A 24,815-nucleotide genomic window follows, 5' to 3' on the forward strand; every position below is an offset into this window, starting at 1 on the left:
GACTGATTCATCGCACTTCCTCCGCTTCACGCTGACGCATCAACGCAAAAAGTTGTTCTTCGGTTTTGCACAGTGGTAGGCCCAGCTCACTATGCATTTTCACCAACCATGGCTGAACCAGCCCGGCAGCTTGCAATTTATCTTGTTGCAGGAACACCTCGGTGGTTTCACCTGCAATCATCAAATGACCATGCGATAAGACATAAAGATAATCACAAACCTTATAAATCAAATCGATATCATGGCTGGAGAGAATAACCCGTTTTCCCTCCGCCACAATGCGTTCAATGATAGTTATCATGTGCTGCCGCCCAGCCGGGTCCAGCCCAGCGGTGGGTTCATCCAGCAGCAGATACTCCGCTTCCATGACCAAGGCACCCGCAATGGCCACACGTTTCTTCTGGCCATGACTCAGATGTTGAATAGATTTATGGCGAAAACTCTGCGCGTCGACCAAGGTCAGCGCCCGGTCAACGCGCTCGGCGATCACCGCTTCTGGCATACCAAGATTGCGTAGACTGAAAGCAATATCACTGTCGATATCGGTATAAAAAATCTGCTGTTCTGGGTCCTGAAATACCGTCGTCACCCGCTGGCGTAGCTCACGCAGATGGGCTTTTTTATAACTTAGCGGTTGGCCTTGCCACAACACAGCACCTTGCTCTGGTTGCAAAATGCCGGTCAGGTTCATAAACAACGTCGACTTACCACAACCATTCGCTCCCAAGACACCGGTGACCGCATGCTGGCTGAAATCGAGCGTCAAATCATGCAAGACCTGCTCATCCTGATAACTGAAACCTAACTGTTGGGTGGCTAACATCAACTCCTGCCTTACAGGTGGAAATCACCCTGATAAAGTTTCATATCCAGCGAGATGACCATCTGTTGATAGCGAATCATCACGCGGGTAAATAGCATGCCGACCAGCATTGCCAGCGAATGGTAGCCAGTTCGCAATGAGATATAACCAAATCTCAGAGACTGCGCATGATGAATCGCCGCCGCCTCTTCAATCAAAATAAAAATAAAGCGCCAAGTCAGCAGGATTTGCTCGGTGAGCAATCGGGGAGCATGACAGCGTTTGAGTATTTGAATCAGCTGCGGAAACGGCGTATTGAGCACAAACCAGAAGGTCGCAGCCAATGCCGCCAGACTGCGCCACAACGTTTGATTCGCAGTCATTAGTCCTACGCGATCAATACCCAGCCACCAATGGCCTATTTGCACCCCCCACCACAAGCTTTCCGGTTGGCGAGCGAGCGATAGCACAATCGTCACCAACCCCACCAGTAGGAAAGAGAGCGGGATGGCCAACCAGCGCAGGTAGCGACGCGGGCCGACCCGCAGTGAATAGCAGGTCAATCCGGCGATGAACACCAACAGCAGTGCTTGATACATCGGTGGACTCAACATGGCCAGCAGCAGGAAGACCCCATACAGCACCAGTTTCCCGATGGGATCAGCCTGTCGCCAGCGGCTTTGATAACTTAGTTTATCAATCCCCAGCATGCTCACCGCGTTTCCCCCGGTAATAGCCCAAGATATAGAAAATCACCGCGGCCCCAATACTGCCTTGTAACGTGAATAACAGGCTTTCAATTTCACCGCTTGCCGGTTCATACAAAGGCTGGAACCACGGTTCATAATGTGGCGCAGTAACCTGAATCAGGGTTTCAGCTTCACCATCAGAGCCGCCGTATTCACCACCATGATTAATAAAGAATGGCAAGATAACCAGAGCGATAACCATTGCCAGCAGAATAAGCGTCTTTTTCATGTTAGTGAGTCTCCGCAGTAATGAGCTTGCGTTTAGTTAACTGGTCGTAAATCATGACGGTTAACAACCCTTCAGCAATAGCAATCGGAATTTGGGTAATGCAGAACACGCCCATAAATTTGACAATCGAGCCGCTGACACCAAATTGTGGGTCGGGGAAGGCCAAACCAAGTTGTACAGAGGTGACAAAATAGGTGGTTAAATCTGCGAGCATCGCGCATAGAAATACCCCAACATCACGGCGTAATCCCGCTTTACAGGCCATTTTCCATACCAGATAGCCCACCACCGGCCCAATAACCGCCATCGACATGCCGTTAGCTCCCAGCGTCGTCAGCCCTCCGTGTGCCAGCAACAAGGCTTGGAATAACAACACAATAGCCCCTAATACGGCCACCACTACCGGCCCAAAGAGGATAACCGCTAGCCCAACGCCGGTCGGATGGGAGCAACTCCCCGTAACTGAGGGAATTTTCAATGCCGACAGCACGAAAATAAAGGCACCGCACAGTGCCAGCAGGACTTTCTGATTACTGTCTTCCGCGACAATCTGTTTCAGCCGTACCAATCCCATAAACAGACAGGGCAAGAACAGAACCCACCAAGCTAGCGCCCACATCGGTGGTAAGAACCCCTCCATAATGTGCATTGCAAAAACATCATTCGGGGCAATCGTCAGGAGTATTGCCATCGCCAAACCGGTGAATGACAATTTCTTTAGTTGTTGTTCCATTTCGAATTCCTTTAAATAGTTTTTTATGCAAAAACTTAACTCACCCGTATTCGAACTGACTTACTCATCGCGACTCACGATCTGCTGCTTATTGACTAAAATGGTCGAGAAATAGGGCAGTGGCTGATCTGCGGCAACGCTATCGAGTTGACGCCAGCATACTTCCCCCGGTAATGAGGCTTCCGACATCAATAGCGCATGCGGGAACAGATTTAACCGCGCCAACAGCGCCTGTATTTGGGCAAAACGGCCATAGACCTTCATCAGCACCACACAATCATGGTCGCGCAATGCGCGCTCTAACTCCGCTTGTGGTGCGGTGCAAGACATAATCGCTAGGGATTGCTGCTCCATCGCCAGCGGCAAACCCGCGCGCGAGGCAATCGCAGCAAAAGAAGTCACGCCGGGAACAATTTCCAACCAATCGGGCCGACCAATTCGTTCTAACAAAAAGACCCAGGTGCTAAATAACATGGCATCACCGAGAGTGATAAACCCAACCTGACGGCCTTTTTCCACTTCAGCCTGCAGCTGCTGCGCCACGTCATCCCATACCGCTTGCTTCTCACTGTCATCAGCACTCATCGGGAAATGACAGGTGCGTATTTCGGTATTCGGTGATAAATACTCACGCACAATAGACAATGCCAGGCTGTCGCCGCCTTTACGTCCTGCGGGGGCATACAACACATCGAGTTGGGCGACTAACCGTGCAGCACGTACCGTGATTAAATCGCTAGCACCGGGGCCGACCCCTAATGCATAAAGTCTGCCGCTCATTACGCTGCCTCCTGCTGTTTTTGTTGTAAGGCATGATCTAAATGCTCAACAAACATCTGGCGAATCAATGGGTTTTCACCCAAACCTTGCAGCCATGACTGGGCACGAATACCCGCTGCCTCCAACTGTGATTGCCATGAATCTGGTTCATCTGAAGCCATATCGTTGATAGCGTGATCCCCCGCGACCAACATCAATGGCATTAAGTGCACTTTCCGCACTCCCTGCTGTTGTAACCGGGTGATGATATGACTGATTTCCGGGTAGCTTTCGACCGCTCCGACCAGCGCAGGAAAATTCAGTGAGGCCATTAAATGGTCAAGGCAGGCATAGGCAGAAAAAGCATAGTGACTGGCACCGTGCCCCATAAAGACCACGCGCTCATCAGCGGCCAGCGACGGCATTTGTGCTTGCAGCGCCACCAGCAATTGCTGGTAATCAGCAAAACTGCTCAATAATGGCGTGCCTAACACCAGATGATGAAAACAGTCACTGAAAGCTCGCACTTCATTGGCCACTTTTTCGTATTCATCGCCATTGATCACATGCAACGATTGAATCGCGACATCCTGATAGCCCTGCTCTGCCAACAGTTTTAGGGCTTCTCGCGGGTTATTGATTAGCAAACCATCACGTTTGCGTAACTTGCGAATAATCATTTCCGAAGTGAATGCACGGAACACATCTCTATCGCTGTAGGCTGCCGCCAGTTGCTGCTCGCAAGCGTCAATATTCTTTTGGCGGGTTTGTTCATAACTGGTGCCGAAACTGATGACCAACAGTGCTTTTTTCATTTTATTGTCCTCGTTGTTGCTGCCAGCGCGTCAGATGCTGGGCAAATTCATCCAATGACGTGACTTGCTGCCCAATATTGTCCAAAACCACGCTGGCCGGGCGACGCACCACAATGCAGGGAAGATTCAGCGCCAGACAGGGAGCCACTTTTTCTTGATAGCCGCCTTGTGCGCCAGACTCCTTGGTGATGACGACATCCGGTTGACAAAACTCATACAGCGCCTGATTGAATTGCGCGCTAAATGGCCCACGCAGCGCAATAATATTCCCCACGCCTAGCCCCAATGCCTCGCATTGGCTCAGAACATCAGCAGTGGGCAATACCCGCACCAGCAGAGTTTTACCTGTCAGCCCCTGTTGATACTCAGCCAACTGCTTGCTGCCGGTCGTGAGCAATATCCGCTCCCCCAACTTCTGCGCTACAGCACAAGCGGCCGTAACACTGTCAACTTTGTGTAGCAGTGGGTGACTGAGCACCTCAATTTCACTCGGGCGCGCATAGCGAGTCAGTGGCACAAAGGCTTGCCTGCAAGCGGCCACCACATTGTCACTGAGTAGCTCGGCGTATGGGTGCGATGCGTCAATCACCCATTGCACTTGCCTAGTGATAAGAAAATCGACCATTGCCACCGTATCCATCCGCCCCACCACCACCTCGCCGCGAATATCGCCCGCCAGTTGCAAACCCGCATCACTGGCGACTGACAGGCTATAGCGCTCACCGGCTGTATCCAGCAACTGACAAATTAGCCGTGCATCACTGGTGCCGCCAAAAACATGAATCGGCGGATAGCGGCCAGTCATAATGAATTGCTCGTCATAATGCATAACCTCGAGGGGTGATCATCAGCCCGTCACGGCAATATGTAGCCTGGTTACCCACGATCACTAGACTGGTCATGTCGACCGGTTCGTAATCCATTTCGCCCAATGTAGTTAACCATTTTTCCTGTTTTTTACGCCCCGCCGCTTTCACCACACCAACCGGAGTTTCCGCTTTTTTCCATGGCTGCATTAACTCAAAAGCGCGTGCCAGATGCCCTTCGCGGCCACGGCTGCGCGGGTTATAGAAACAGATAACAAAATCAGCCTGTGCTGCGGCGATAATGCGTTTCTCAATCACGGCCCATGGCGTCATCAAGTCACTCAAGCTGATATGACAAAAATCATGCATTAGTGGTGCGCCAAGTAAGGAGGCTGCGGCAATACTGGCGGTAATCCCGGCCACCAACCGCACTTCCAACACCAACTTTTGTTGCGTGACCAACTCCAAAACCAATCCGGCCATGCCATAAATACCGGCATCACCACTGCTAATTAGCGCCACGTTATGCCCGGCCAGCGCCAAATCAATTGCGGTTTGGCAGCGCTCAATCTCTTTGCACATACCGGTTTTGATCACCTGCTTATCCCCAGTCAGGGGCTTGACCAGATGGGTATAGGTTTTATAACCGACGATAATTTCAGCTTCGCGGATTGCCGCAATCGCTTCCTGCGTCATCATCGATTCACTGCCCGGTCCAATGCCAATCACGGTTAACATTAATGCGATACTCCCAGAGTGATGGTGACGCCCTGCTGACGCAGAGTATTGCCAACCAATTTACCGTCGCTCATCAGCCAGGCGACCGGTTGTGACACGCTGCCGACACCCACCGTTTGGCGGACAAAATCAGAAGCAGGAAAACGCTGTTCGTGACGGCTCAACTCGCCCACACTGAACAGCTCGAAGGGCACCCGCCAGCACTGTGCTAGTTGGTGCAGTGCGGGTTCGTCTTTTTTGATGGTGACACTGCCAATCGCCCGCAGCGCCATCACGTCGAAGTGATTCTCAGCCATTTGCTGTTGCAGCAATTCAACCAGTGTTTGCAGTGAGGTCGCGCGGCGACAACCAATACCTGCAACCACTCGGCGCGGCACTAATTTGTAAACAGGCAATGGCAGTGACGGCAACGAGTCGTGTAGAGTTATGCACACTAAGGCATCCAATGAGGGAAGCGCATCCAATGAATCTACGGGCACAAAGCCACGGGTATCGCAGCGTTCACGCTCAGAGATCAATGGCGTGTCCCACCACAACCCAACTTTTTGCTCACTGACCAACATTTGATTGACCACTTTGACCGCGTGGCGGAAATCCTGCATTTCGGCATCTAATTGGGTCGCTAAAGTGTCCAGTGCCGCCATCTCATTAACATCGGTGGCAGTCGTTATCACCGGATCCGCCCCCAAAATCCCCGCCAGATAGCGGGTTAACGTATTGGCACCGCCCACATGACCCGACAGCAAACTGATCACGTGCTGCCCGCGCTCATCAATCACAACTACCGCGGGGTCCGTCATCTTGTCATTGACCAACGGCGCAATAACTCGCACGGTCAGGCCGATAGCCCCAACCACCACGAGCGCCGAGTAGTGTTTGAAGGCCTCACGTAGCGTGTCACCGAAGCTACCGTTAAATGGTAAAAAACCCGATTCCAGCAATTTGTCACTGGTAAAACAGGTCAGTGGCAGATGCGTTTTCAAACGTCGAGCGAGCCGTACTCCGCCCGGAGTGAGACAAAAAACGGCTATCGATTCAGGCTTGACGATATTCATGACTGAACCCCGCGTCATAGAGTTTGGAATAGTGGTATTCATCACCCAAGAAGGCCCCCACCAAAATTAAGGCGGTTTTATGAATACCTGCGGCCCGTACCAATTCAGCAATGTTTGTTAATGTGCCGCGCACGGTACGACTTTCAGCCCAAGTGGCTTTGTATACCACTGCCACTGGCGTCGCCGCCGGATAGCCCCCCGCGATCAAACGCTCTGCAACTCGGTCCATTTCTTGCACCGACAAGAAAATAGCCATTGATGTTTGGTGTGCCGCAAAAGACTCCAGTTGCTCCAGTGGTGGCATTGGTGTGCGCCCTTCAATCCGGGTGATAATCAGGCTTTGCGCCACTTCAGGTACGGTGTATTCCACGCCCAATTGTGCTGCTGCCCCCAGAAAAGCACTGACTCCCGGCACTGACACAAAGCCAATGCCATGCTCACCCAACACTTCACCCTGCTCACGAATGGAACCATATAAAGAAAGGTCACCGGTTTGTAACCGCACCACCAATTTGCCCGCCCGAACCCCTTCCACCATCAACTGGATAATTTGCTCCAGATTCAAACTCGCGCTGTCGTAGCAATGCGCCTGTGGCGAGCAGTACTCCAGCAGTTCGGTATTGATCAACGATCCGGCATAGATAACGACTTGCGCTTGTTGCAACAAACGGTAGCCTTTGAGCGTAATCAACTCTTTATCACCGGGGCCAGCACCGACAAACCAGACTTTTTGTGTATCCCATTCGGGGGTGACTGATGATGGAACAGAACTAAGATGCTCGGACATTGCGCGGCTCCTTGTGGCAGGAAATAAGATAAGTTGGATTGTTCGGTTTAAAGTAGTGCCCGCTGCCTAAGGGGGTCAGGGTGGAGAGTTGCAATTGAACACAGTCCAACTGGCTGATGGCGAAGGTCTGGGAGTGCGCCAACCGGTCTAAATGGCTGAGTGCATCATTCAGGTTATTGAGCAAAATAAAGGTCATTACCAAACGACCTCCGGGGTTTAACATCATCAGCGCCCAGTCGATGAGATCAGTCAAATGGCCACCGCTGCCGCCGATAAAAATGGCGTCGGCTTTGTCTGCCAGTGGCAGTGGCGCGATGCCAGCAATAACGGCCACATTGTTGCATCCCAACCGTTGGCGGTTTTCAGCGATTAACTCAAGGGCTACCGGATTGCGCTCAATCGCTGTCACGTTGAGCTTGGGGAACCGTAGTGCTGCTTCCAGTGCCACACTGCCAGTACCCGCGCCCACATCAATCAGATGAGCCGCACCGGGTAACACCAATCGTTCCAGTGCCAGTGCTCGCACGACTTCTTTGGTCATGGGAACTTTTTGCCCACGTAAGAACAGTTCATCTCTCATTGAGGATCACCACCACATTCATGTCATAGCGGGTCGCTACCTGCTCGACTGGCAGGCGGTGAATTCGTTCGTCAGGTTGTGAGAGATTTTCACCAATAATCAAGGTACGAGACAGACCACGTTGATGTAGAGCATCAGCAATCGCACGTGGGCCGATAATGCCGTCGGTCACCATCGCCACTTTGTCGTGCTGAAAAATCCAGTCAAAATCAGGTTCTCGCCCATGACTGCTCGTAAGAAAAAGGTCGTTCATATCCAGCGAGACTTTGGCACACAGATATTGAATCGCGCTAATGCCGGGGACGATATGCAACTCCTCGGGACTGAAGTTTGCGGCCAGCAATTTGCCAATGCCAAATAGCAAAGGATCACCAGAGGCTAGCACCACAATGGCGCGATCTTTATGGCTATCTAGCCACTCCAATAACCCCAGTAAGTCAGCATCCAATAGGCGGCTCTGTTTAATATTGCCGCTAAATGTCGCCAGATGGCGTTTCCCCCCCACCAAGACCTCGGCCTGTTCAATAGCATGCCGGGCATTGGGGGTAAGATATTCGGTGCCTCCGGGGCCAATCCCCACAACAGTAATCATCGTAGAACCTCCACAATGTCACCCAGCGGGCGGTTACTCCCCAGAACCTGATTATCAAAAGAGAATAAAATAGCGTCACACTGCGGAGGATTAACGGAGAAACGCATCATCTCGGCAATACGTTCGCAGATGCGTTCTGCAATGCGCGAGTACACGCCTTCCCAGCCCTGATCGGCAATCAATTCCATTGCCGCCTCGGTGGTATTGCATTGATTCACTTCAAGTAACAGAGCATGTGGTGCACCCATCAGAGCCAGATGTGCCACTAATGTCTCCATACGACCGTCAGCAATGTGGCTGTGAGTGTGAAAGATACCGGCAGCCACTTTAACTAACTTGCCGGGGTGCCCTACCAACAGGACATGGCGAAAACCCAGCCGCACGGTTTCTTGCAGCATATAGCCGACGAAGTTACTCATCGTGACCACCCGTTGGCTATCAAGGCCCAAATGGTCACGTACAAAACGTTCACCATGGTTACCCGGCACCAGAATAACTCGGTCCTCACCGGCCGCGCGCTTCATCTCCAGCTCCAACGCCAATGAACGTTTCCAACTCTCTTCCGACATCGGCGTCACAATGCCAGTGGTACCGATGATGGAGATCCCCCCCAAGATTCCCAGTCGCCCGTTGTATGTTTTCTTTGCTCGCTCTTCGCCCTCTGGAGCAAAGATTTCAACCTCCGCCCCACGTAATGGACCGATAACTTCACGCACTGCGGCTTCGATAGTTTGGCGCGGAGTACGATTAATGGCACTGCTCCCCACCGGCAAGCCAATACCCTTGCGAGTGACGGTGCCCACCCCTTCGCCACCGCGTAAGGTGATATCAGTTTTATCCGTTAGGGTCACGCGGGCAAAAATCAACATGCCGTGGGTGGCATCAATATCATCACCGCCATCCTTAAGAATCGCCGCTGTGGCTTGTTGGCCCTCAATCAGTGGTTGCTCAACATTTAGGCACAGGGTGACACCGGATGGCGTAACAATCGAAATCTGGTCAATCACTTGTTGGCGTAACACCATCAGCGCAGCCACTTTAGCCGCAGCTGTAGCACAAGATCCGGTGGTATAGCCTTTACGGTATTGCTTGCCGTTATGCCAAATACTGTCTAATTGCTGGTTTTGTAGCGCAGCGTCATCACTGACCAGCTCCTCATTAACCAGATTGTCACTCATAATGCCCCCCTTAACTGATAGAGGATGGCGTTAATAATGGCGGCGGCCACATTGCTACCGCCTTTACGCCCCAGTGCCGCAATGCACGGCAAGTCACTCTCAAGTAGCGCGTCTTTAGATTCCGCCGCCCCAACAAAGCCGACGGGCACACCAATGACCGCCACCGGAGCTACCTGACGCTCCAGCAGACGGAACAAAGCCGTTGGCGCATTGCCAAACACAAACAGTTTTTCGCCCGGCTCCGCCAGTGCGACATCCACCGCTGCCATCGAACGGGTAATGCCCTGTATGGGCGCACTGTCCACCACCCGAGGGTCACTGATATAGCAGCGGCATTCGCAGCCCATCTGCGCTAATAGGGTTTTATTGATACCGGACATTGCCATGGTGGTGTCGGTGTACAAGGTGCAACCTCGGCTGATCCCGTCAGCAATGCGGGTCAGCACCTCTGGTGAAAAATGCAAAATATCCAACCAGTCAAAATCTGCCGTGGTATGGATAACCCGCTTGATCACCGCTTCGTGCATTTCACTGACAAAAACATAATCGGGCCGCTCATTGGCAATGATGTCGCCAATAATCGCAAAGCTGTTTTGCTCTATTTTTTGCGGGTTCTTTATATAGTTCATCAGGTTATCCTTAATTAAATGCCAACGAGCAGCAGATGGATCAGGGCAAACAGTAAAAGGGCGAGTAACGACGCCACCTTCATCAAATGGATGCTGCGCGGGATATCGTTCAGTGCGACGTCGCGCCGCTCATCGCCAATCCAAGGTTTTTCTACCCGCTCACCAAAGTATTCATTCGGGCCGCCAAGGCGTATCCCCAGCGCACCCGCCACCGTGGCCTCTGACCAAGCACAATTCGGACTGGAATGTTGATAACGGTCACGCCAGCCAATCCGCAGCGCCTGCCGATAATCGGCCCGAATAAGCCACGCTGCCGCACTCAATAGCAACCAGCTCAGTCGGGCGGGGATCCCATTCGCCAAATCATCCATGCGCGCCGATACATAGCCGATAGCCCGGTATTTCGGAGTTTTGTACCCCACCATCGAATCCAGGGTATTGATTGCCTTGTACGCCATCGCCAACGGCGCCCCCCCTAACATCAGAAAGAACAGCGGTGCAATCACGCCATCGACACTGTTCTCCGCTACCGTTTCGACTACCGCACGGGTAATTTGCGGTTTCTCCAATTGCGAGGTATCACGCCCAACAATCCATGACAGTTTTTCGCGACTTTGCGCCAATGACCCCTGTTGCAGCGCATCAAAAACCAAAAGTGCCGCGTCACTCAGACAGCGCCCGGCCAGCAAGGTGTAAATCATCCACACCTGCGCCAACCACCCAAGCCACGGATTAATCTCAGCCATCAGCCATAAAAACCCCCAACTGATAAGCCAAGTGATCCCCACCACCGCTATCCACAACACCGCCCCTCCCCACTTGAGCGCCCGCTCGCTAGGACACACTGCGCGAATAGCCCGTTGTAGCACGGTGATTAGGTTACCAATCCAGCGCACCGGATGTGGCCAGTGCGGCGGGTCACCGAGCCAACTATCAAGCAGAAACGCCACAAACCACGCGGCAAGAGTCATAACCGACTCCGCGCGGCATTTAGCCAGCCATTTAATAAACCGGGGCGCTGTGCGAAATGAATATGTAGATAACTGGCCTGCGTCTGTTGTACTTGATAGCCGCTGCTCCAGTGCTGAATCACCTCGCCATCACGCCACTTGCTGCTATCAAATACTGGCGTCAGCGGGCTGGTAAAATCGGAGTAATGGAATTCATGACCACGTAACATCTCGCCTTGCGCGGCCAATAAAGTGTCACGACGGGCCTGCGCCTGACAGTAGCCAAAGCGGGTTAAGCGTTTTCCCATTTGGCTTTCACCCGCCAAAATCCCTACCATCGAGTGGCGTTGTCCATTTTCATCCGTTAACCCCTCACCCAAATACATCAAGCCGCCACATTCGCCATACAATGGAATTTGCAGGCGATGGGCCTGTTGTAATGCCGTGTGCATGGCAGTATTGGCCGCAAGCTTTGCGGCGTGAATTTCTGGATAGCCGCCCCCCAGATAGATCATCTGGCATGTGGGTAATTGGCGGTCATGTAGAGGGCTGAAACGTTGAATGCGCACCCCGGCCTGCTCCAGCAGATCAAGATTATCGGGATAATAGAAATTGAAGGCTTCATCTTCGGCTAGCGCCAGTGTCAGGCCCTCAGCTAAAGCTTGAGGAGGTAGCTCCGGAGAAGTTCCCACAGGGAGTTCAGAGCGGGAAGTCAGTGACAGTAGCCGGTCCAGATCGATAAATTCTTCAACCTGCTGCGCGAGATGTTGCCAACGTGGTGCGCTATCGGGGTGTTTGCCCACTGACCCGCCGCGCTCTTGAGCCGGAATTAATCCTAAGTGGCGCGATGGCAATGCCACATCGTCCATCACCGGCAGACGGCCTAATACTGGAATACCGCAATAGTGTTCGATGGCATGGCGGATAAGTTGGTAGTGATTATCTGAATTGACGCGGTTAACAATAACGCCCGCAATGTGGAGGTTTGAATCAAATTGACAAAAACCCAGCACCGTGGCGGCAACCGAGGTTGATACGGCTTTACCGTCGACCAGTAAAATAACCGGGCAGCCAAGTTGTTTGGCCATGGCGGCGCTGCTGCAATAATCAGGGTCAGTGCCATAACCGTCATACAGGCCCATGACACCTTCAATCACCGCCACATCAGCATGCCGCACATGTTGGTTATACAATCCATTGAGTGTGGTGGGGGGCAGCATAAACGCATCAAGGTTGCGTGAAGTTACGCCACTGACCGCGGTATGCCAGCCGGTATCCAGATAGTCTGGCCCCACTTTAAACGGTTGCACCGACAATCCACGCGCCATCAGCGCTCGCAAAATACCCAGCGTCACGGTGGTTTTACCGCATCCGCTACCGGTTCCCGCGATGATAAATGCTTGTTTGTCTGAGCGCTGCATAAAAAATCCCGCCATTTCAAGCGGGATAAGCAGTGTCAAAAAGGTGCGCCTACACAACGTCACCGCTGCGCGCATCTGATGACAACCCGCTTCCCACCGAAGGAGTTGAATATCTTTTACTGAGTTGGCTGGTCTTCTGGCTTAGCGTCATCCTCCCCTGCACCTTCCCAATCCTGTGGATCAGTGGTTTCAGCAGGTTCGTCAGCATCACAGCAGCGGGGGCTGCGGGGGATTGTCACCCCCTTCCCAGTTATGCTTTAGTGCATAACATATCCATTTCAGTAACTACGTGAGTTTAGATTTTGTTATTTAATTTTATGTTGCTATAGAATTTATCTCTTTATTTACACAGTTGTAACGTCAACTAACTTATTAAGCTTGATGAATATTAATATACTCTTTTCCACAAATAAAAAATGGTTAATTTCATTTTTTTGTGACTATTTTATTGCGTAGTTATAGCAAAAAATTGCTACAAAAAAGAAAAATAATCATTAAAAAACAATAAATTACCATTGGTTTTTTCTTTAAAATTATAACAAAATATTGTCATTAATTATTTTAAGAACTTAATTACTAATTTGACTTTTAAATAAACAAACATGAATTAAAAACATGAGGAATTGATATTAATTCAATAACTGCTATTCCATTTCATTACGCTCAGAAGAAAGTGAGCGAAATACCTGTGGTGTCACATTATAGGCTTGGCGGAATACTTTGCAGAAATAGCTGGTTTGTGAAAAACCCAGGTTCTTGGCAATACTGGCAATGCTCCAATCGCTATGCTGTAACATCTCTCTCGCATTGGCCATTCGTTGCTGATTCACCCACGCATTAAAACCAATACCCTGATATTTTTTAAATAATTTGCTGAAGTAGTAGGGGCTGAGATAGACCTTGGCTGCCACATCCTCCAACCGCAACTCTTCTGACAGATGAGTATCAATATAGCGCAATGCTTTCTTCATTTTACTGTCATGAGGATGTACCGGACGAATTCTGCCGGGCTCTTTGCTGCCCATGTTGTCATTGATAACCACAAAATTAAGGTGCTTTTTCAGACAATTTTCAACAATCAACTTCAGCAAGTCCGCAGACGCGATCACTCGAGAGAAATCCATGATAGGGACATTATGAAATTCATCCATCAGTGCCGGATTCTGTTGCCAGTGATTATCAACATTCAGGATATCAATCAGATAAACATCCGTGTGCAGCCGCACCTGACCACATAAAACAAAGCCAACCAGATGACCGGCAATCACCAATGGGATAGAGAAATCTGTGAGTCCGGCGTGACAACGATAAATACAAGGTTCGTTGGATTTTGAGGCCTCAAGGCCACCACAGCGATCACTCATACGACATCGAAGATGATTCACCGGATCTTGGCGCATCAATTGACAAAACGGTGTGAAGTTGAATAGGTCGGAGATCTCCTCACCGTGAATATTCACAACCACCACCGCCAGCCCCGTTGCTTGAGCAAAATCCTGGGCGATTTTATTTATGAGCTCTGAGTTTAGAGAACTGGCAGAAATCATGATAAAACCTCTCAGTTAATTTTAATTTATTGTTATTAAATTTCGTTTATTACTATAAATCATCCCTGTAATGATAGATGTGTTACCGCATTGTTATATTTTCATTCCCATTAGCCATGGTGAAAAACCTATTTCCCTGTGAAGGTATACTCTCCGGTGAAATGAAAACAAATAACAACCCACCTTACCAGAGTCATAATCAACAGGGGATGATAATCCATGCATTAACCCGAACAGATCACGAAATTTCCTCACCTTAATACCCATTTGCAGTCCCAAGATGAGGAAGTCGTCATTCATTTTCAGGTTTAATTAATAGCTTCTTCATCATCTAACTTACAGGTATTGCACGGCAAATTTTTACCAATTAAGAAGCGATAAACTGCGGCACCCAGGCAAGCACCAATAATAGGCGCCACAATAGGAATGATGAAGTAAGGAATATCACGCCCACCGGTCATTGAAATTTTTCCCCAACCGGCAAAGAAGGTAAATAATTTAGGGCCAAAATCACGCGCCGGGTTCATGGCAAACCCCGTTAATGGGCCGGTTGCCGCCCCAATCACCGCAACCAGAATACCGATTAATAAAGGGCCTAATGCGCCACGCGGCACACCATTACCATCATCTGTAAGTGCCATAATCAGCCCCATCAGAATTGAGGTGATAATGATTTCAACAAACGCTGCCTGCCAAACACTGATGGCGGGGGATGGGAATGTACTGAAAATACTGGCTAATTGCAGACTTTCCAAACTGCCACGCACCATCTGATGGGCAGTTTCAAAATCAGTAAATAAGTTGTGATACAGCATGTAAGATAATGCTGCTCCACCAAAAGCACCGGCAATTTGTGCAATGCTATAAGGGATAACTTTACGGCCTGGGAAGCAGGCAAACAGCCATAAAGCAATGGTGATGGCTGGGTTGAGGTGAGCACCCGAAATTCCGGCGGTCAGGTAGACGGCCAGTGAAATCCCAAGCCCCCATACGATACAAATTTCCCACAGACCAAAACTGGCACCGGCCACTTTCATCGCAGCCAGACAACTAATACCAAAAAATAGAAACAGCCCGGTACCGAGGAATTCCGCAATACACTGAGCTTTTAGCGAGTCGTTCATAGGGTTACCCTGCTTGTAATTAATAGGTTATATGACTTTCTGTATCGAATGCACGGCCCATGACCTACCCACTATAAAGAGACGAAAAATGAAAGTGTTGTCGTGATCTGCCATTCACTAAACAAAAACTAGAGTTTCTATAACAAATTATTGCTATTACATCCTTAAAAAACAGCCACAATACCCGATGAATAAGCAAGTTAGCGGATAATTAAATAATGTGACTTTCTTGCCATTTATTCTTTCTATTATTGTTATCAAGCTCGCAGTTTCTCATTTAATGTGAACTAGCCCCTTCCTTATATTAATGCGCGCAATACCAAAGATAATATCGGCTGTCACGAGTTTAATTGTAATTTTGAATATACAATAACCAATTATTATCACCATGCAATCATAAAATAGACTTAAAAAATAATAAGTTAACATATTCGGTGACAATATTTTGTTATTTCATCACTAACCATTCTCGCCAGTAAATTCATTACAGCCATTCTTTTTCATTGCTTGTTTGTATATTCAATTCCAGCACGAACCTGACAACGCTATTTCTGAACATGACAATTCAAGCCAGAACAAGGCATCTGATATTCCGTCGAGGTATTTATGCAACAAGAAGCACTAGGAATGGTGGAAACCAAAGGGCTAACCGCTGCCATTGAGGCGGCTGACACCATGGTGAAATCAGCCAATGTGACGTTGGTGGGCTACGAAAAAATTGGCTCAGGTCTGGTCACCGTCATCGTCCGTGGCGATGTAGGGGCGGTTAAAGCGGCCACGGATGCAGGTGCCATTGCGGCTGCAAATGTGGGTGAAGTGAAATCAACTCATGTTATTCCGCGTCCGCACACTGATGTCGAGAAATTTTTACCTAAGGGAAATAACTAATGAAAAGCAATGACCTGGTCGACCAAATCATGGCGCAGGTGATAGCGAAAGTCAGCGAACACGCTCCGGCGTCTTCCTCACCCTCATTCGATAAACAACCATCCTATAAACAACGAGATACGGCTATGGCTGAGAAAACTTGCAGTTTAACGGAATTTGTTGGCACCGCGATCGGCGACACCGTCGGACTGGTCATCGCCAACGTCGATAGTGCCTTGCTAGATGCAATGAAGTTGGAAAAACGCTATCGCTCCATTGGCATCTTGGGCGCACGTACCGGTGCTGGCCCACACATTATGGCGGCAGATGAAGCAGTAAAAGCCACCAATACCGAAGTGGTCAGCATTGAGTTACCGCGCGATACCAAAGGCGGCGCAGGCCACGGTTCGCTGATTATCTTCGGTGGTGACGATGTTTCTGATGTGAAACGTGCTGTCGAAGTCGCACTGAAAGAGCTAGACCGGACATTCGGTGACGTTTACGCCAATGAAGCTGGCCACATTGAATTGCAGTACAGCGCCCGTGCGAGCCATGCACTGGAAAAAGCCTTCGGCGCGCCACTGGGTCGCTCTTGCGGTGTGATTGTCGGCGCACCGGCGTCTATTGGTGTTCTGATGGCTGATACCGCCGTCAAATCTGCCAATGTTGACGTAGTGGCCTACAGCTCTCCGGCTCAAGGGACAAGCTTTAGTAACGAAGTGATTCTGGTTATCTCCGGCGATTCTGGCGCAGTTCGTCAGGCAGTGATTTCTGCCCGTGAGATCGGCAAAACGGTATTGGCGACCTTGGGTGCTGAACCAAAAAATGACCGCCCTTCTTATATCTGACGCCACAGTGAGGCTGTTTCATGAAATCGAAAAGATTTGAAGCGTTGGCGAAACGCCCGGTTAATCAGGACGGCTTTGTCAAAGAGTGGATCGAAGAAGGCTTTATTGCCATGGAAAGCCCGAATGATCCGAAACCTTCCATCAAGATTGTAAATGGTGTGGTGACTGAGTTAGACGGTAAACCACAGAGCAGTTTCGACCTGATCGACCACTTTATCGCCCGCTACGGTATTAATCTGACACATGCGGAAGAAGTGATGAAGATGGACTCCATCAAGTTGGCCAATATGCTGTGTGACCCAAATGTGTCACGCCGCACCATTGTGCCGCTGACGACAGCCATGACACCGGCCAAAATCGTCGAGGTGGTCTCCCACATGAACGTGGTGGAAATGATGATGTCGATGCAGAAAATGCGCGCTCGTCGTACCCCATCACAACAAGCTCACGTCACCAACGTGAAAGATAACCCGGTGCAGATTGCCGCAGACGCTGCCGAAGGGGCTTTCCGTGGTTTCGATGAACAAGAAACCACCGTGGCCGTAGCCCGTTACGCGCCCTTTAATGCTATCGCGCTATTGGTTGGCTCGCAGGTGGGGCGTCCTGGCGTATTAACACAGTGCTCTCTGGAAGAAGCTACCGAGCTGAAATTGGGGATGCTCGGCCACACCTGTTACGCCGAAACCATTTCGGTTTATGGGACTGAGCCGGTGTTCACCGACGGTGATGACACCCCATGGTCAAAAGGTTTCCTCGCCTCATCCTATGCATCACGTGGTCTGAAAATGCGCTTTACCTCCGGCTCTGGTTCTGAGGTCCAAATGGGCTACGCCGAAGGCAAATCCATGCTGTATCTGGAAGCTCGCTGTATTTACATCACGAAAGCCGCCGGGGTTCAGGGGCTGCAAAATGGCTCAGTCAGTTGTGTCGGTGTGCCATCCGCTGTGCCATCCGGTATCCGCGCTATCTTGGCGGAAAACCTGATCTGCTCGGCACTGGATTTAGAATGTGCATCCAGTAACGATCAAACGTTTACCCACTCAGATATGCGTCGTACCGCTCGCCTGCTGATGCAGTTCCTGCCGGGTACTGACTTTATCTCCTCTGGTTATTCTGCGGTACCGAACTACGACAACATGTTCGCCGGTTCTAACGAGGATGCCGAAGACTTTGACGATTACAACGTGATGCAGCGCGACCTGAAAGTTGATGGTGGCTTGCGTCCGGTATTAGAAGCCGATGTGGTGGCTATTCGTAATAAAGCTGCGCGCGCTCTACAAGCCGTCTTTGCCGGAATGGGCCTGCCGCCCATTACCGATGAAGAAGTGATTGCCGCAACCTATGCCCACGGCTCGAAAGATATGCCGGAGCGTAACATCGTCGAAGACATCAAGTTCGCTCAGGAAATCATCAGCAAAAACCGCACCGGTCTGGAAGTGGTTAAAGCCTTAGCACAAGGCGGTTTCGAAGATGTGGCGCAAGACATGCTCAACATCCAGAAAGCCAAAATTGCCGGTGACTACCTGCATACCTCGGCGATCATCAAAGGCGACAACCAAGTGCTGTCGGCAGTGAATGACGTCAATGACTACGCAGGGCCAGCTACCGGTTATCGGCTGGAAGGTGCACGTTGGGAAGAGATCAAAAATATTCCAAACGCGCTTGATCCGAATGAGCTTGGCTAAGGGGTTCACGAGATGGTGGATATTAACGAAAAACTGTTACGCCAAATTATTGAGGGCGTATTGCAGGAAATGCAGGGAGACCAGAATACCGTCTCCTTTAAGCAAGAGACTCAGCCTGTAGCGGCGGCAAACACCGGAGCATCTGGGGATTTTCTCACTGAAGTGGGTGAAGCCCGTCCCGGAACGCATCAGGACGAAGTGATTATTGCTGTTGGCCCGGCATTTGGTTTGTCACAAACCGCCAACATCGTTGGGATACCGCACAAAAATATTCTGCGCGAACTGATTGCCGGTATTGAAGAGGAAGGCATCAAAGCTCGAGTTATTCGCTGCTTTAAATCTTCCGATGTGGCCTTTGTTGCCGTCGAAGGTAACCGTTTGAGTGGCTCTGGGATCTCTATCGGCGTCCAGTCAAAAGGCACCACAGTCATTCATCAGCAAGGTCTGCCACCGCTTTCTAATCTGGAGTTGTTCCCGCAAGCACCGCTGTTGACGCTGGAAACTTACCGCCTGATTGGCAAAAACGCTGCTCGCTACGCCAAACGGGAATCACCACAACCGGTTCCGACCCTAAATGACCAAATGGCCCGGCCAAAATATCAGGCCAAGTCGGCGATTCTGCACATTAAAGAAACCAAATATGTGGTGACCGGCAAGAATCCTCAGGAACTCCGGGTCGCGCTTTAACAAAGGAAAACACAATGAATTCCGAAGCTATTGAATCCATGGTCCGCGATGTACTGAGCAAGATGAACAGCTTACAAGGCCAGACACCTGCAGCGACTTGCCCAGCGCCAACAGGCAGTTCGCGCAGTGATGCCAAAGTCACGGATTATCCACTGGCTAATAAACACCCTGAATGGGTGAAAACCGCCACCAATAAAACGCTGGATGACCTGACGCTGGCTAACGTGTTGAACGGCAATGTGACTTCACAAGATTTGCGTATTACACCGGAAATCCTGCGAATTCAGGCCGCTATCGCCAAAGATGCGGGCCGCCCACTGTTGGCAATGAACTTTGAACGCGCAGCAGAACTGACTGCGGTACCGGATGACAAGGTATTGGATATCTATAACGCCCTGCGCCCATTCCGCTCCAGTAAAGAAGAGTTAAATGCCATCGCTGATGATCTGGAAAAAAATTACAACGCCACGATTTGCGCCGCGTTTGTGCGCGAAGCTGCCGTTTTGTATATCCAGCGCAAGAAGTTGAAAGGCGACGATTAATCCATTTCTGGATTAATCAATTGTTATACCCAATAGATTTCAAGTTGCAGGTAGGCAGCAAAGAAAGGAATCCCCAGAAGCTGACTCAAGTCAGTGACTGGGGGGCAAATCTACCGGGGACAGATTTGAACGCGGCAAGCCCCAAGGATAGGCCAAGTCACGAGTGCGGCCAACATCGCTGCAAATTGAAAGATAAAGGGTATTTGAGGGAGGGGAAATGCGTTACATAGCAGGTGTGGACATCGGTAACTCATCAACAGAAGTGGCATTGGCGCAATGTGCAGCTGACGGTCAGTTGCAATTTGTTGCCAGCACCCTGACGGAGACCACCGGTGTCAAAGGAACACAGCGCAACATTTTCGGCATCAATAAGGCGTTGAACATGTTGGTGGAAAAGGCCGGAATCACGCTCAGTGATATCAGTCTGATCCGCATCAATGAGGCGACCCCGGTAATTGGTGATGTGGCGATGGAAACCATCACTGAAACCATAATCACTGAATCCACTATGATCGGTCACAACCCGAAAACTCCCGGCGGACTGGGGTTAGGGGTCGGGCTGACTATCACCCTTGATGAGCTGGTAACACGTGACCCTGCCCAACCTTACATTCTGGTCGTGCCCTCTGCAGTCGATTTTGCTGATGTCGCCGCCGTGGTCAACGCCGCAAATGGTGCCGGATACCGCATCACTGCGATTATCTTGCAGCGAGATGATGGCGTACTGGTCAACAACCGCTTAAACCACCCATTGCCTATTGTCGATGAGGTGTTGCATATCGACCGCATCCCTATGGGCATGCTGGCGGCGGTTGAAGTTGCTATGCCGGGTCAAGTGATTGAAACCCTCTCTAACCCTTATGGCATTGCCACAGTATTTGAACTCAGTGCCGAAGAAACCAAAAACATTGTTCCGGTGGCACGCGCCTTGATAGGCACCCGTTCAGCGGTCGTCGTTAAAACACCCGAAGGGGATGTTAAAGCTCGTGCTATTCCCGCTGGCCATCTGGAGTTGTTTGCTGAAGGTCGCACTGTTCGTGTGGATGTTGCCACCGGCAGCGAGACCATTATGACGGCAGTGAACAGTTTTCGGCATCTGGATAATGTCAGCGGCGAACCCGGCACCAACATCGGCGGCATGCTCGAACACGTGCGCCAAACGATGGCAGAACTGACCAACAAACCCACCAATGAAATCTTCATTCAAGACTTGCTGGCTGTTGATACTGCCGTGCCAGTCAATGTTATTGGGGGTCTGGCGGGAGAGTTCTCACTCGAACAGGCGGTGGGTATTGCCTCCATGGTGAAATCTGATCGTCTGCAAATGGCGCACATCGCCAGTGAAATCGAGAGGACTCTGAGTATTGATGTGCAGGTTGGTGGAGCGGAGGCCGAAGCCGCTATTCTCGGTGCGTTGACCACACCAGGGACACGACGACCACTCGCCATTCTCGATTTAGGGGCCGGCTCTACCGATGCCTCCATCATCAATGCCCAAGGTCAAATTGTGGCAACACATCTGGCTGGTGCCGGAGACATGGTCACGATGATCATTGCCTCCGAACTGGATCTCCAAGACCGCTATTTGGCTGAAGACATCAAAAAATACCCGCTGGCAAAAGTGGAAAGTCTATTCCACCTGCGCCACGAGGACGGCAGTGTGCAGTTTTTCCCACAACCGCTGCCACCAGAAGTTTTTGCCCGATTGGTGGTCGTCAAGCCGGAAGGTCTGGTGCCACTGCCGGGTGATTACGCACTGGAAAAAGTGCGCAATATCCGACGTTCTGCAAAAGAGCGGGTATTTGTGACCAATGCGTTACGCGCCCTGCGCCAAGTCAGCCCGACCGGCAATATCCGCGATATCCCCTTCGTGGTGTTGGTCGGCGGCTCTTCGCTGGACTTTGAAATTCCGCAATTAGTCACAGACGCCCTCTCCCATTACAAGCTGGTGGCTGGCCGCGGCAATATTCGCGCTTGTGAAGGCCCGCGCAATGCGGTGGCAACCGGGCTGATTCTAGCTTATCAGCGGGAGAGTGACTGATGAACTTTACCAACGATACCCCCGCCATCGTGATAAGCCGGACCGCGCAAACACTGGAGACCGTTTGGCATCAAGTGTTACTGGGCATAGAGGAAGAAGGCATTCCTTGGTGCTGGCAACAAGACGATGACGGTGATGCGATACAGCGCGCTTGGCAGGCGGCCACCCGTTCTCCGCTCTTGGTAGGGCTGGCAGGTTCTGCCGATGAAGTCGTGGTGCATTTCCGTAATTTACCGCCCACCAACCCGCTATTTAGGCAAGCGTGGGCACAAGACGAAGATCAATTACGGCGGCTTGGTAATAACGCCGCCCGGTTGGTGAAAGGTTTACCGTTTAAGTTATCGCCATAACCCATAAAAGGATAAATGAAATATGAACAACGCATTGGGCTTAGTTGAAACCAAAGGTCTGGTCGCTGCTATCGAAGCGGCTGACGCCATGGTCAAGTCTGCCAACGTACAACTGGTGGGATACGAAAAAATCGGCTCCGGTTTGGTCACTGTCATGGTTCGCGGCGATGTCGGCGCAGTAAAAGCAGCGGTTGATGCTGGATCTGCAGCAGCCAGCGCGGTGGGTGAAGTGAAATCTTGCCATGTGATCCCACGTCCGCATAGCGATGTAGAAGCCATTTTACCGACCTCTGCCTAAGGGCAAGAAGAGGAGCACAGCGTGAAAACGTCACTGGGTTTACTTGAAGTTAGCGGTCTAGCGCTGGCGATCGGCGCGGCGGATGCCATGGCAAAAGCGGCATCCGTCAACCTGATTGGGATAGAAAAAACCAACGGCTCTGGCTGGATGTTAATCCGCCTGACCGGTGATGTGGCCTCTGTACAGGCGGCAATCAGTACCGGTGCCGCCTTTGCCGAACAGCATCATGGTTTGGTTTCCCGCTCAGTGTTGGCTCGCCCGGCAGATACGCTGATGGCGTATTGGCAGGCTCCTGCGGTTGAGGTGGCGGTGGTCGAACCGGCAGTGGAAACCCTCCTCATTATTGAGGAGACGGAAGAAACCGATGCCCCACAACTGGCGGATAGCGCCAGCGATGATGCGCCAGAGGCCCCCTCTAGTGCGGAAAGCCGCACGGAAATAAACAGCATGGAGGAGAGTGAGGCTTCAGTAGCGCCGCACGTGAGCTGCAATCTCTGTCTCGATCCGGCTTGCCGACGCCATAAAGGCGAGCCTCGCTTTCGCTGTATCCACTTGGGTAAACGAGGAAAAGTCTGATGGAAAAAGCGTTACTGGAGCCCGTTGTCAGTAAGATCCTCGACGAAATGCGTCTTCGTCCGATCCCGCTTGGGGTTTCCAATCGACACCTGCATCTTTCGGTGCAGGACTACCAACAATTGTTCCCAGACCAGCCACTGGTCGAGAAAAAAGCCCTGCTGCAACCCGGCCAGTTTGCCGCCGAGCAGACGGTCACCTTGGTTGGACCAAAGGGTAGCTTAAAAAACGTTCGTATTTTAGGGCCGCTACGCAGCCGTAGCCAGGTGGAAATTTCTCGCACCGATGCCCGTACCTTAGGCATCAATGCCCCTCTGCGGATGTCGGGCAATTTAGACGACACACCGGCTATCCGTTTGGTCAGCCCGTACGGTGAGCTGGAATTGTCTCAGGGTGTGATTGTGGCGCTACGCCATATTCATATGTCACCGCTAGATGCCCTTATCTATCGGGTCAAGCACGGTGACCGGGTACAGGTTGCCATTCAAGGCAGTGGTCGCCGATTGATTATGGATGATGTCGCTATCCGCGTTTCACCCCAAATGAAACTGGAAATGCACATCGATACTGACGAGGCCAATGCCGCAGGTGCCGATGATCCAGCGGCTTTTGCCACCTTGTTAACGCCACCACAGGCGACGCAGCCATGAATCTGACTCAGGCGCAAACCGAGCAACTGGTCAGCCAGATTGTCACGCGGTTAGTTGAGCGCGAACGCCGGGTTCATGCCCTGCTGCTACCTCAACTGCGCGCCGGGCTGGATCCTGCGGTATTCGTGCAATATGCCAATCTGCATTTGATGTTACCGGACTTGGCATTTATCTGCCGCTTGGCGCAATCCGACACAAGTTGCCCTGCGGTTGCTGCACTGAACGAAGCGTGGTCATGGGGGATGAAAGTGCATATTAGCCTGCATAGTCAACTGCTGCCGGCACTGCCCGCTGCGGCATTGCGCCCTTTCCCGCTGACTTTCAGTGATAGCCGTGGCGTAGCTGTGCGGTTTCATGCAGGTAAGGTGCTGAGTTATCGCGATATTGCCACACTCAGCCCCGGCTGGTTGCTCATTGACCACCACACACTGGTGACATCGCTGGCACAAGACCAGTTGTCGGCCGGTCACATTCAACTGTTAAGGCAGGAGTAAATCATGCAACTGGCCAGAGTGGTAGGTTCCGTGGTCTCAACGCAAAAATCGCCGACGCTGATTGGAAAAAAACTGCTGCTGGTACGCCGTGTTGCCGGTGATGGCTCACTGCCACCAGACAGCAATACGCCGGATGAAGTCGCCGTCGATTCAGTGGGAGCGGGTCAGGGCGAGCTGGTGCTGTTGTCCGGCGGCTCGAGCGCTCGGCGAGTCTTTGCTGAACCGAATGATGCCATCGATCTGGCGATCGTCGCCATTGTCGATGAGTGTTCTTACTGATTGAGCA

The 24,815-nt window shown here is 51.2% G+C and carries 30 protein-coding genes and 1 riboswitch; of the genes, 12 read left to right on the forward strand and 18 right to left on the reverse strand.

Annotated features, from left to right (window positions below; all coding sequences use genetic code 11):
* Positions 1-7 precede the first annotated feature (7 nt).
* The 18 genes from ACIOG0_RS14175 to pduF all read right to left on the reverse strand — a co-directional run bounded on the left by ACIOG0_RS14175 (position 8) and on the right by pduF (position 15,494).
* Positions 8-823: an ATP-binding cassette domain-containing protein gene (locus tag ACIOG0_RS14175; protein ID WP_050098464.1), complete on the reverse strand. Its 816-nt coding sequence runs from the start codon at positions 821-823 to the stop codon at positions 8-10.
* 11 nt (positions 824-834) lie between these two features.
* Entirely contained in the window at positions 835-1,512 is a 678-nt protein-coding gene (locus ACIOG0_RS14180) for an energy-coupling factor ABC transporter transmembrane protein (protein WP_128451079.1), read from the reverse strand.
* The gene (locus ACIOG0_RS14185; protein WP_050098466.1) at positions 1,499-1,780 is read right to left on the reverse strand and encodes an energy-coupling factor ABC transporter substrate-binding protein; all 282 of its coding nucleotides are present in this window, start codon (positions 1,778-1,780) and stop codon (positions 1,499-1,501) included. Before ACIOG0_RS14185 ends, ACIOG0_RS14180 begins: the two co-directional genes overlap by 14 nt.
* Before the next feature lies 1 nt (position 1,781).
* Positions 1,782-2,513, reverse strand: coding sequence for a cobalt ECF transporter S component CbiM (gene cbiM / locus ACIOG0_RS14190; RefSeq protein WP_050098468.1), 732 nt, complete (start codon positions 2,511-2,513; stop codon positions 1,782-1,784).
* Between the two features lie 60 nt (positions 2,514-2,573).
* Positions 2,574-3,293: a cobalt-factor II C(20)-methyltransferase gene (locus ACIOG0_RS14195; protein WP_050140741.1), complete on the reverse strand. Its 720-nt coding sequence runs from the start codon at positions 3,291-3,293 to the stop codon at positions 2,574-2,576.
* On the reverse strand, positions 3,293-4,087 hold the full coding sequence (locus ACIOG0_RS14200) for a sirohydrochlorin cobaltochelatase (RefSeq protein ID WP_128451081.1): 795 nt from the start codon (positions 4,085-4,087) through the stop codon (positions 3,293-3,295). Before ACIOG0_RS14200 ends, ACIOG0_RS14195 begins: the two co-directional genes overlap by 1 nt.
* A 1-nt stretch (position 4,088) precedes the next feature.
* The gene (locus ACIOG0_RS14205; RefSeq protein WP_050098645.1) at positions 4,089-4,892 is read right to left on the reverse strand and encodes a cobalt-precorrin-6A reductase; all 804 of its coding nucleotides are present in this window, start codon (positions 4,890-4,892) and stop codon (positions 4,089-4,091) included.
* Between the two features lie 13 nt (positions 4,893-4,905).
* Positions 4,906-5,631 (reverse strand): precorrin-3B C(17)-methyltransferase, encoded by a 726-nt coding sequence (locus ACIOG0_RS14210; RefSeq protein ID WP_050098472.1) that lies wholly within the window; start codon positions 5,629-5,631, stop codon positions 4,906-4,908.
* Positions 5,631-6,686: a cobalt-precorrin 5A hydrolase gene (gene cbiG, locus ACIOG0_RS14215; protein ID WP_128451082.1), complete on the reverse strand. Its 1,056-nt coding sequence runs from the start codon at positions 6,684-6,686 to the stop codon at positions 5,631-5,633. The genes ACIOG0_RS14210 and cbiG overlap by 1 nt, the downstream gene beginning before the upstream one ends.
* Complete coding sequence (locus ACIOG0_RS14220) at positions 6,667-7,473, reverse strand: cobalt-precorrin-4 methyltransferase (RefSeq protein ID WP_050140738.1); 807 nt, start codon at positions 7,471-7,473, stop codon at positions 6,667-6,669. The genes cbiG and ACIOG0_RS14220 overlap by 20 nt, the downstream gene beginning before the upstream one ends.
* The gene (locus tag ACIOG0_RS14225) at positions 7,457-8,053 is read right to left on the reverse strand and encodes a decarboxylating cobalt-precorrin-6B (C(15))-methyltransferase (RefSeq protein WP_050098478.1); all 597 of its coding nucleotides are present in this window, start codon (positions 8,051-8,053) and stop codon (positions 7,457-7,459) included. The genes ACIOG0_RS14220 and ACIOG0_RS14225 overlap by 17 nt, the downstream gene beginning before the upstream one ends.
* Positions 8,043-8,645 carry a cobalt-precorrin-7 (C(5))-methyltransferase gene (locus ACIOG0_RS14230; RefSeq protein ID WP_050098480.1) on the reverse strand — a complete coding sequence of 201 codons (603 nt, stop codon included), beginning with the start codon at positions 8,643-8,645 and terminating at the stop codon, positions 8,043-8,045. Before ACIOG0_RS14230 ends, ACIOG0_RS14225 begins: the two co-directional genes overlap by 11 nt.
* Positions 8,642-9,823: a cobalt-precorrin-5B (C(1))-methyltransferase CbiD gene (gene cbiD, locus ACIOG0_RS14235; RefSeq protein WP_128451083.1), complete on the reverse strand. Its 1,182-nt coding sequence runs from the start codon at positions 9,821-9,823 to the stop codon at positions 8,642-8,644. The genes ACIOG0_RS14230 and cbiD overlap by 4 nt, the downstream gene beginning before the upstream one ends.
* The gene (locus ACIOG0_RS14240; protein ID WP_128451084.1) at positions 9,820-10,452 is read right to left on the reverse strand and encodes a cobalt-precorrin-8 methylmutase; all 633 of its coding nucleotides are present in this window, start codon (positions 10,450-10,452) and stop codon (positions 9,820-9,822) included. The genes cbiD and ACIOG0_RS14240 overlap by 4 nt, the downstream gene beginning before the upstream one ends.
* Positions 10,453-10,466: 14 nt before the next feature.
* Positions 10,467-11,423, reverse strand: a complete 957-nt coding sequence (cbiB, locus tag ACIOG0_RS14245) for an adenosylcobinamide-phosphate synthase CbiB (protein WP_145581991.1) — start codon at positions 11,421-11,423, stop codon at positions 10,467-10,469.
* Positions 11,420-12,823, reverse strand: a complete 1,404-nt coding sequence (locus ACIOG0_RS14250; RefSeq protein WP_128451086.1) for a cobyrinate a,c-diamide synthase — start codon at positions 12,821-12,823, stop codon at positions 11,420-11,422. The genes cbiB and ACIOG0_RS14250 overlap by 4 nt, the downstream gene beginning before the upstream one ends.
* A 108-nt stretch (positions 12,824-12,931) precedes the next feature.
* A riboswitch (cobalamin riboswitch) is annotated at positions 12,932-13,127 on the reverse strand.
* A gap of 340 nt (positions 13,128-13,467) precedes the next feature.
* Complete coding sequence (locus tag ACIOG0_RS14255; protein WP_050098487.1) at positions 13,468-14,370, reverse strand: transcriptional regulator PocR; 903 nt, start codon at positions 14,368-14,370, stop codon at positions 13,468-13,470.
* A 308-nt stretch (positions 14,371-14,678) separates the two neighbouring features.
* A complete protein-coding gene (gene pduF / locus ACIOG0_RS14260; protein WP_050098489.1) occupies positions 14,679-15,494 on the reverse strand; it encodes a propanediol diffusion facilitator PduF in 816 nt (271 codons plus the stop codon).
* A 606-nt stretch (positions 15,495-16,100) separates the two neighbouring features.
* On the opposite strand from pduF, the gene pduA reads away from it, so the two are divergent.
* The 12 genes from pduA to ACIOG0_RS14320 all read left to right on the forward strand — a co-directional run bounded on the left by pduA (position 16,101) and on the right by ACIOG0_RS14320 (position 24,808).
* Complete coding sequence (gene pduA / locus ACIOG0_RS14265) at positions 16,101-16,382, forward strand: propanediol utilization microcompartment protein PduA (RefSeq protein WP_050098490.1); 282 nt, start codon at positions 16,101-16,103, stop codon at positions 16,380-16,382.
* Positions 16,382-17,209: a propanediol utilization microcompartment protein PduB gene (gene pduB, locus ACIOG0_RS14270; protein WP_050140735.1), complete on the forward strand. Its 828-nt coding sequence runs from the start codon at positions 16,382-16,384 to the stop codon at positions 17,207-17,209. Before pduA ends, pduB begins: the two co-directional genes overlap by 1 nt.
* Before the next feature lie 20 nt (positions 17,210-17,229).
* A complete protein-coding gene (gene pduC, locus ACIOG0_RS14275) occupies positions 17,230-18,894 on the forward strand; it encodes a propanediol dehydratase large subunit PduC (RefSeq protein WP_050098493.1) in 1,665 nt (554 codons plus the stop codon).
* A gap of 15 nt (positions 18,895-18,909) precedes the next feature.
* A complete protein-coding gene (locus ACIOG0_RS14280) occupies positions 18,910-19,581 on the forward strand; it encodes a propanediol/glycerol family dehydratase medium subunit (protein ID WP_164908329.1) in 672 nt (223 codons plus the stop codon).
* 14 nt (positions 19,582-19,595) lie between these two features.
* Positions 19,596-20,123 (forward strand): propanediol dehydratase small subunit PduE, encoded by a 528-nt coding sequence (pduE, locus tag ACIOG0_RS14285; RefSeq protein WP_050295480.1) that lies wholly within the window; start codon positions 19,596-19,598, stop codon positions 20,121-20,123.
* Between the two features lie 217 nt (positions 20,124-20,340).
* Positions 20,341-22,164, forward strand: coding sequence for a diol dehydratase reactivase subunit alpha (locus tag ACIOG0_RS14290; protein ID WP_050098499.1), 1,824 nt, complete (start codon positions 20,341-20,343; stop codon positions 22,162-22,164).
* The gene (locus tag ACIOG0_RS14295) at positions 22,164-22,514 is read left to right on the forward strand and encodes a glycerol dehydratase reactivase beta/small subunit family protein (RefSeq protein WP_050098501.1); all 351 of its coding nucleotides are present in this window, start codon (positions 22,164-22,166) and stop codon (positions 22,512-22,514) included. Before ACIOG0_RS14290 ends, ACIOG0_RS14295 begins: the two co-directional genes overlap by 1 nt.
* A 22-nt stretch (positions 22,515-22,536) precedes the next feature.
* Positions 22,537-22,812 carry a propanediol utilization microcompartment protein PduJ gene (gene pduJ / locus ACIOG0_RS14300; protein ID WP_004090424.1) on the forward strand — a complete coding sequence of 92 codons (276 nt, stop codon included), beginning with the start codon at positions 22,537-22,539 and terminating at the stop codon, positions 22,810-22,812.
* A gap of 21 nt (positions 22,813-22,833) precedes the next feature.
* Positions 22,834-23,388 (forward strand): BMC domain-containing protein, encoded by a 555-nt coding sequence (locus tag ACIOG0_RS14305; RefSeq protein ID WP_050098503.1) that lies wholly within the window; start codon positions 22,834-22,836, stop codon positions 23,386-23,388.
* Positions 23,388-24,035, forward strand: coding sequence for a phosphate propanoyltransferase (locus ACIOG0_RS14310; RefSeq protein WP_050140733.1), 648 nt, complete (start codon positions 23,388-23,390; stop codon positions 24,033-24,035). The genes ACIOG0_RS14305 and ACIOG0_RS14310 overlap by 1 nt, the downstream gene beginning before the upstream one ends.
* The gene (gene pduM, locus ACIOG0_RS14315; RefSeq protein ID WP_050098506.1) at positions 24,032-24,529 is read left to right on the forward strand and encodes a microcompartment protein PduM; all 498 of its coding nucleotides are present in this window, start codon (positions 24,032-24,034) and stop codon (positions 24,527-24,529) included. The genes ACIOG0_RS14310 and pduM overlap by 4 nt, the downstream gene beginning before the upstream one ends.
* Before the next feature lie 3 nt (positions 24,530-24,532).
* Entirely contained in the window at positions 24,533-24,808 is a 276-nt protein-coding gene (locus ACIOG0_RS14320; RefSeq protein ID WP_004699362.1) for a EutN/CcmL family microcompartment protein, read from the forward strand.
* Positions 24,809-24,815 lie beyond the last annotated feature (7 nt).

The organism is Yersinia vastinensis (assembly GCF_044905075.1).
GTDB lineage: Bacteria > Pseudomonadota > Gammaproteobacteria > Enterobacterales > Enterobacteriaceae > Yersinia > Yersinia vastinensis.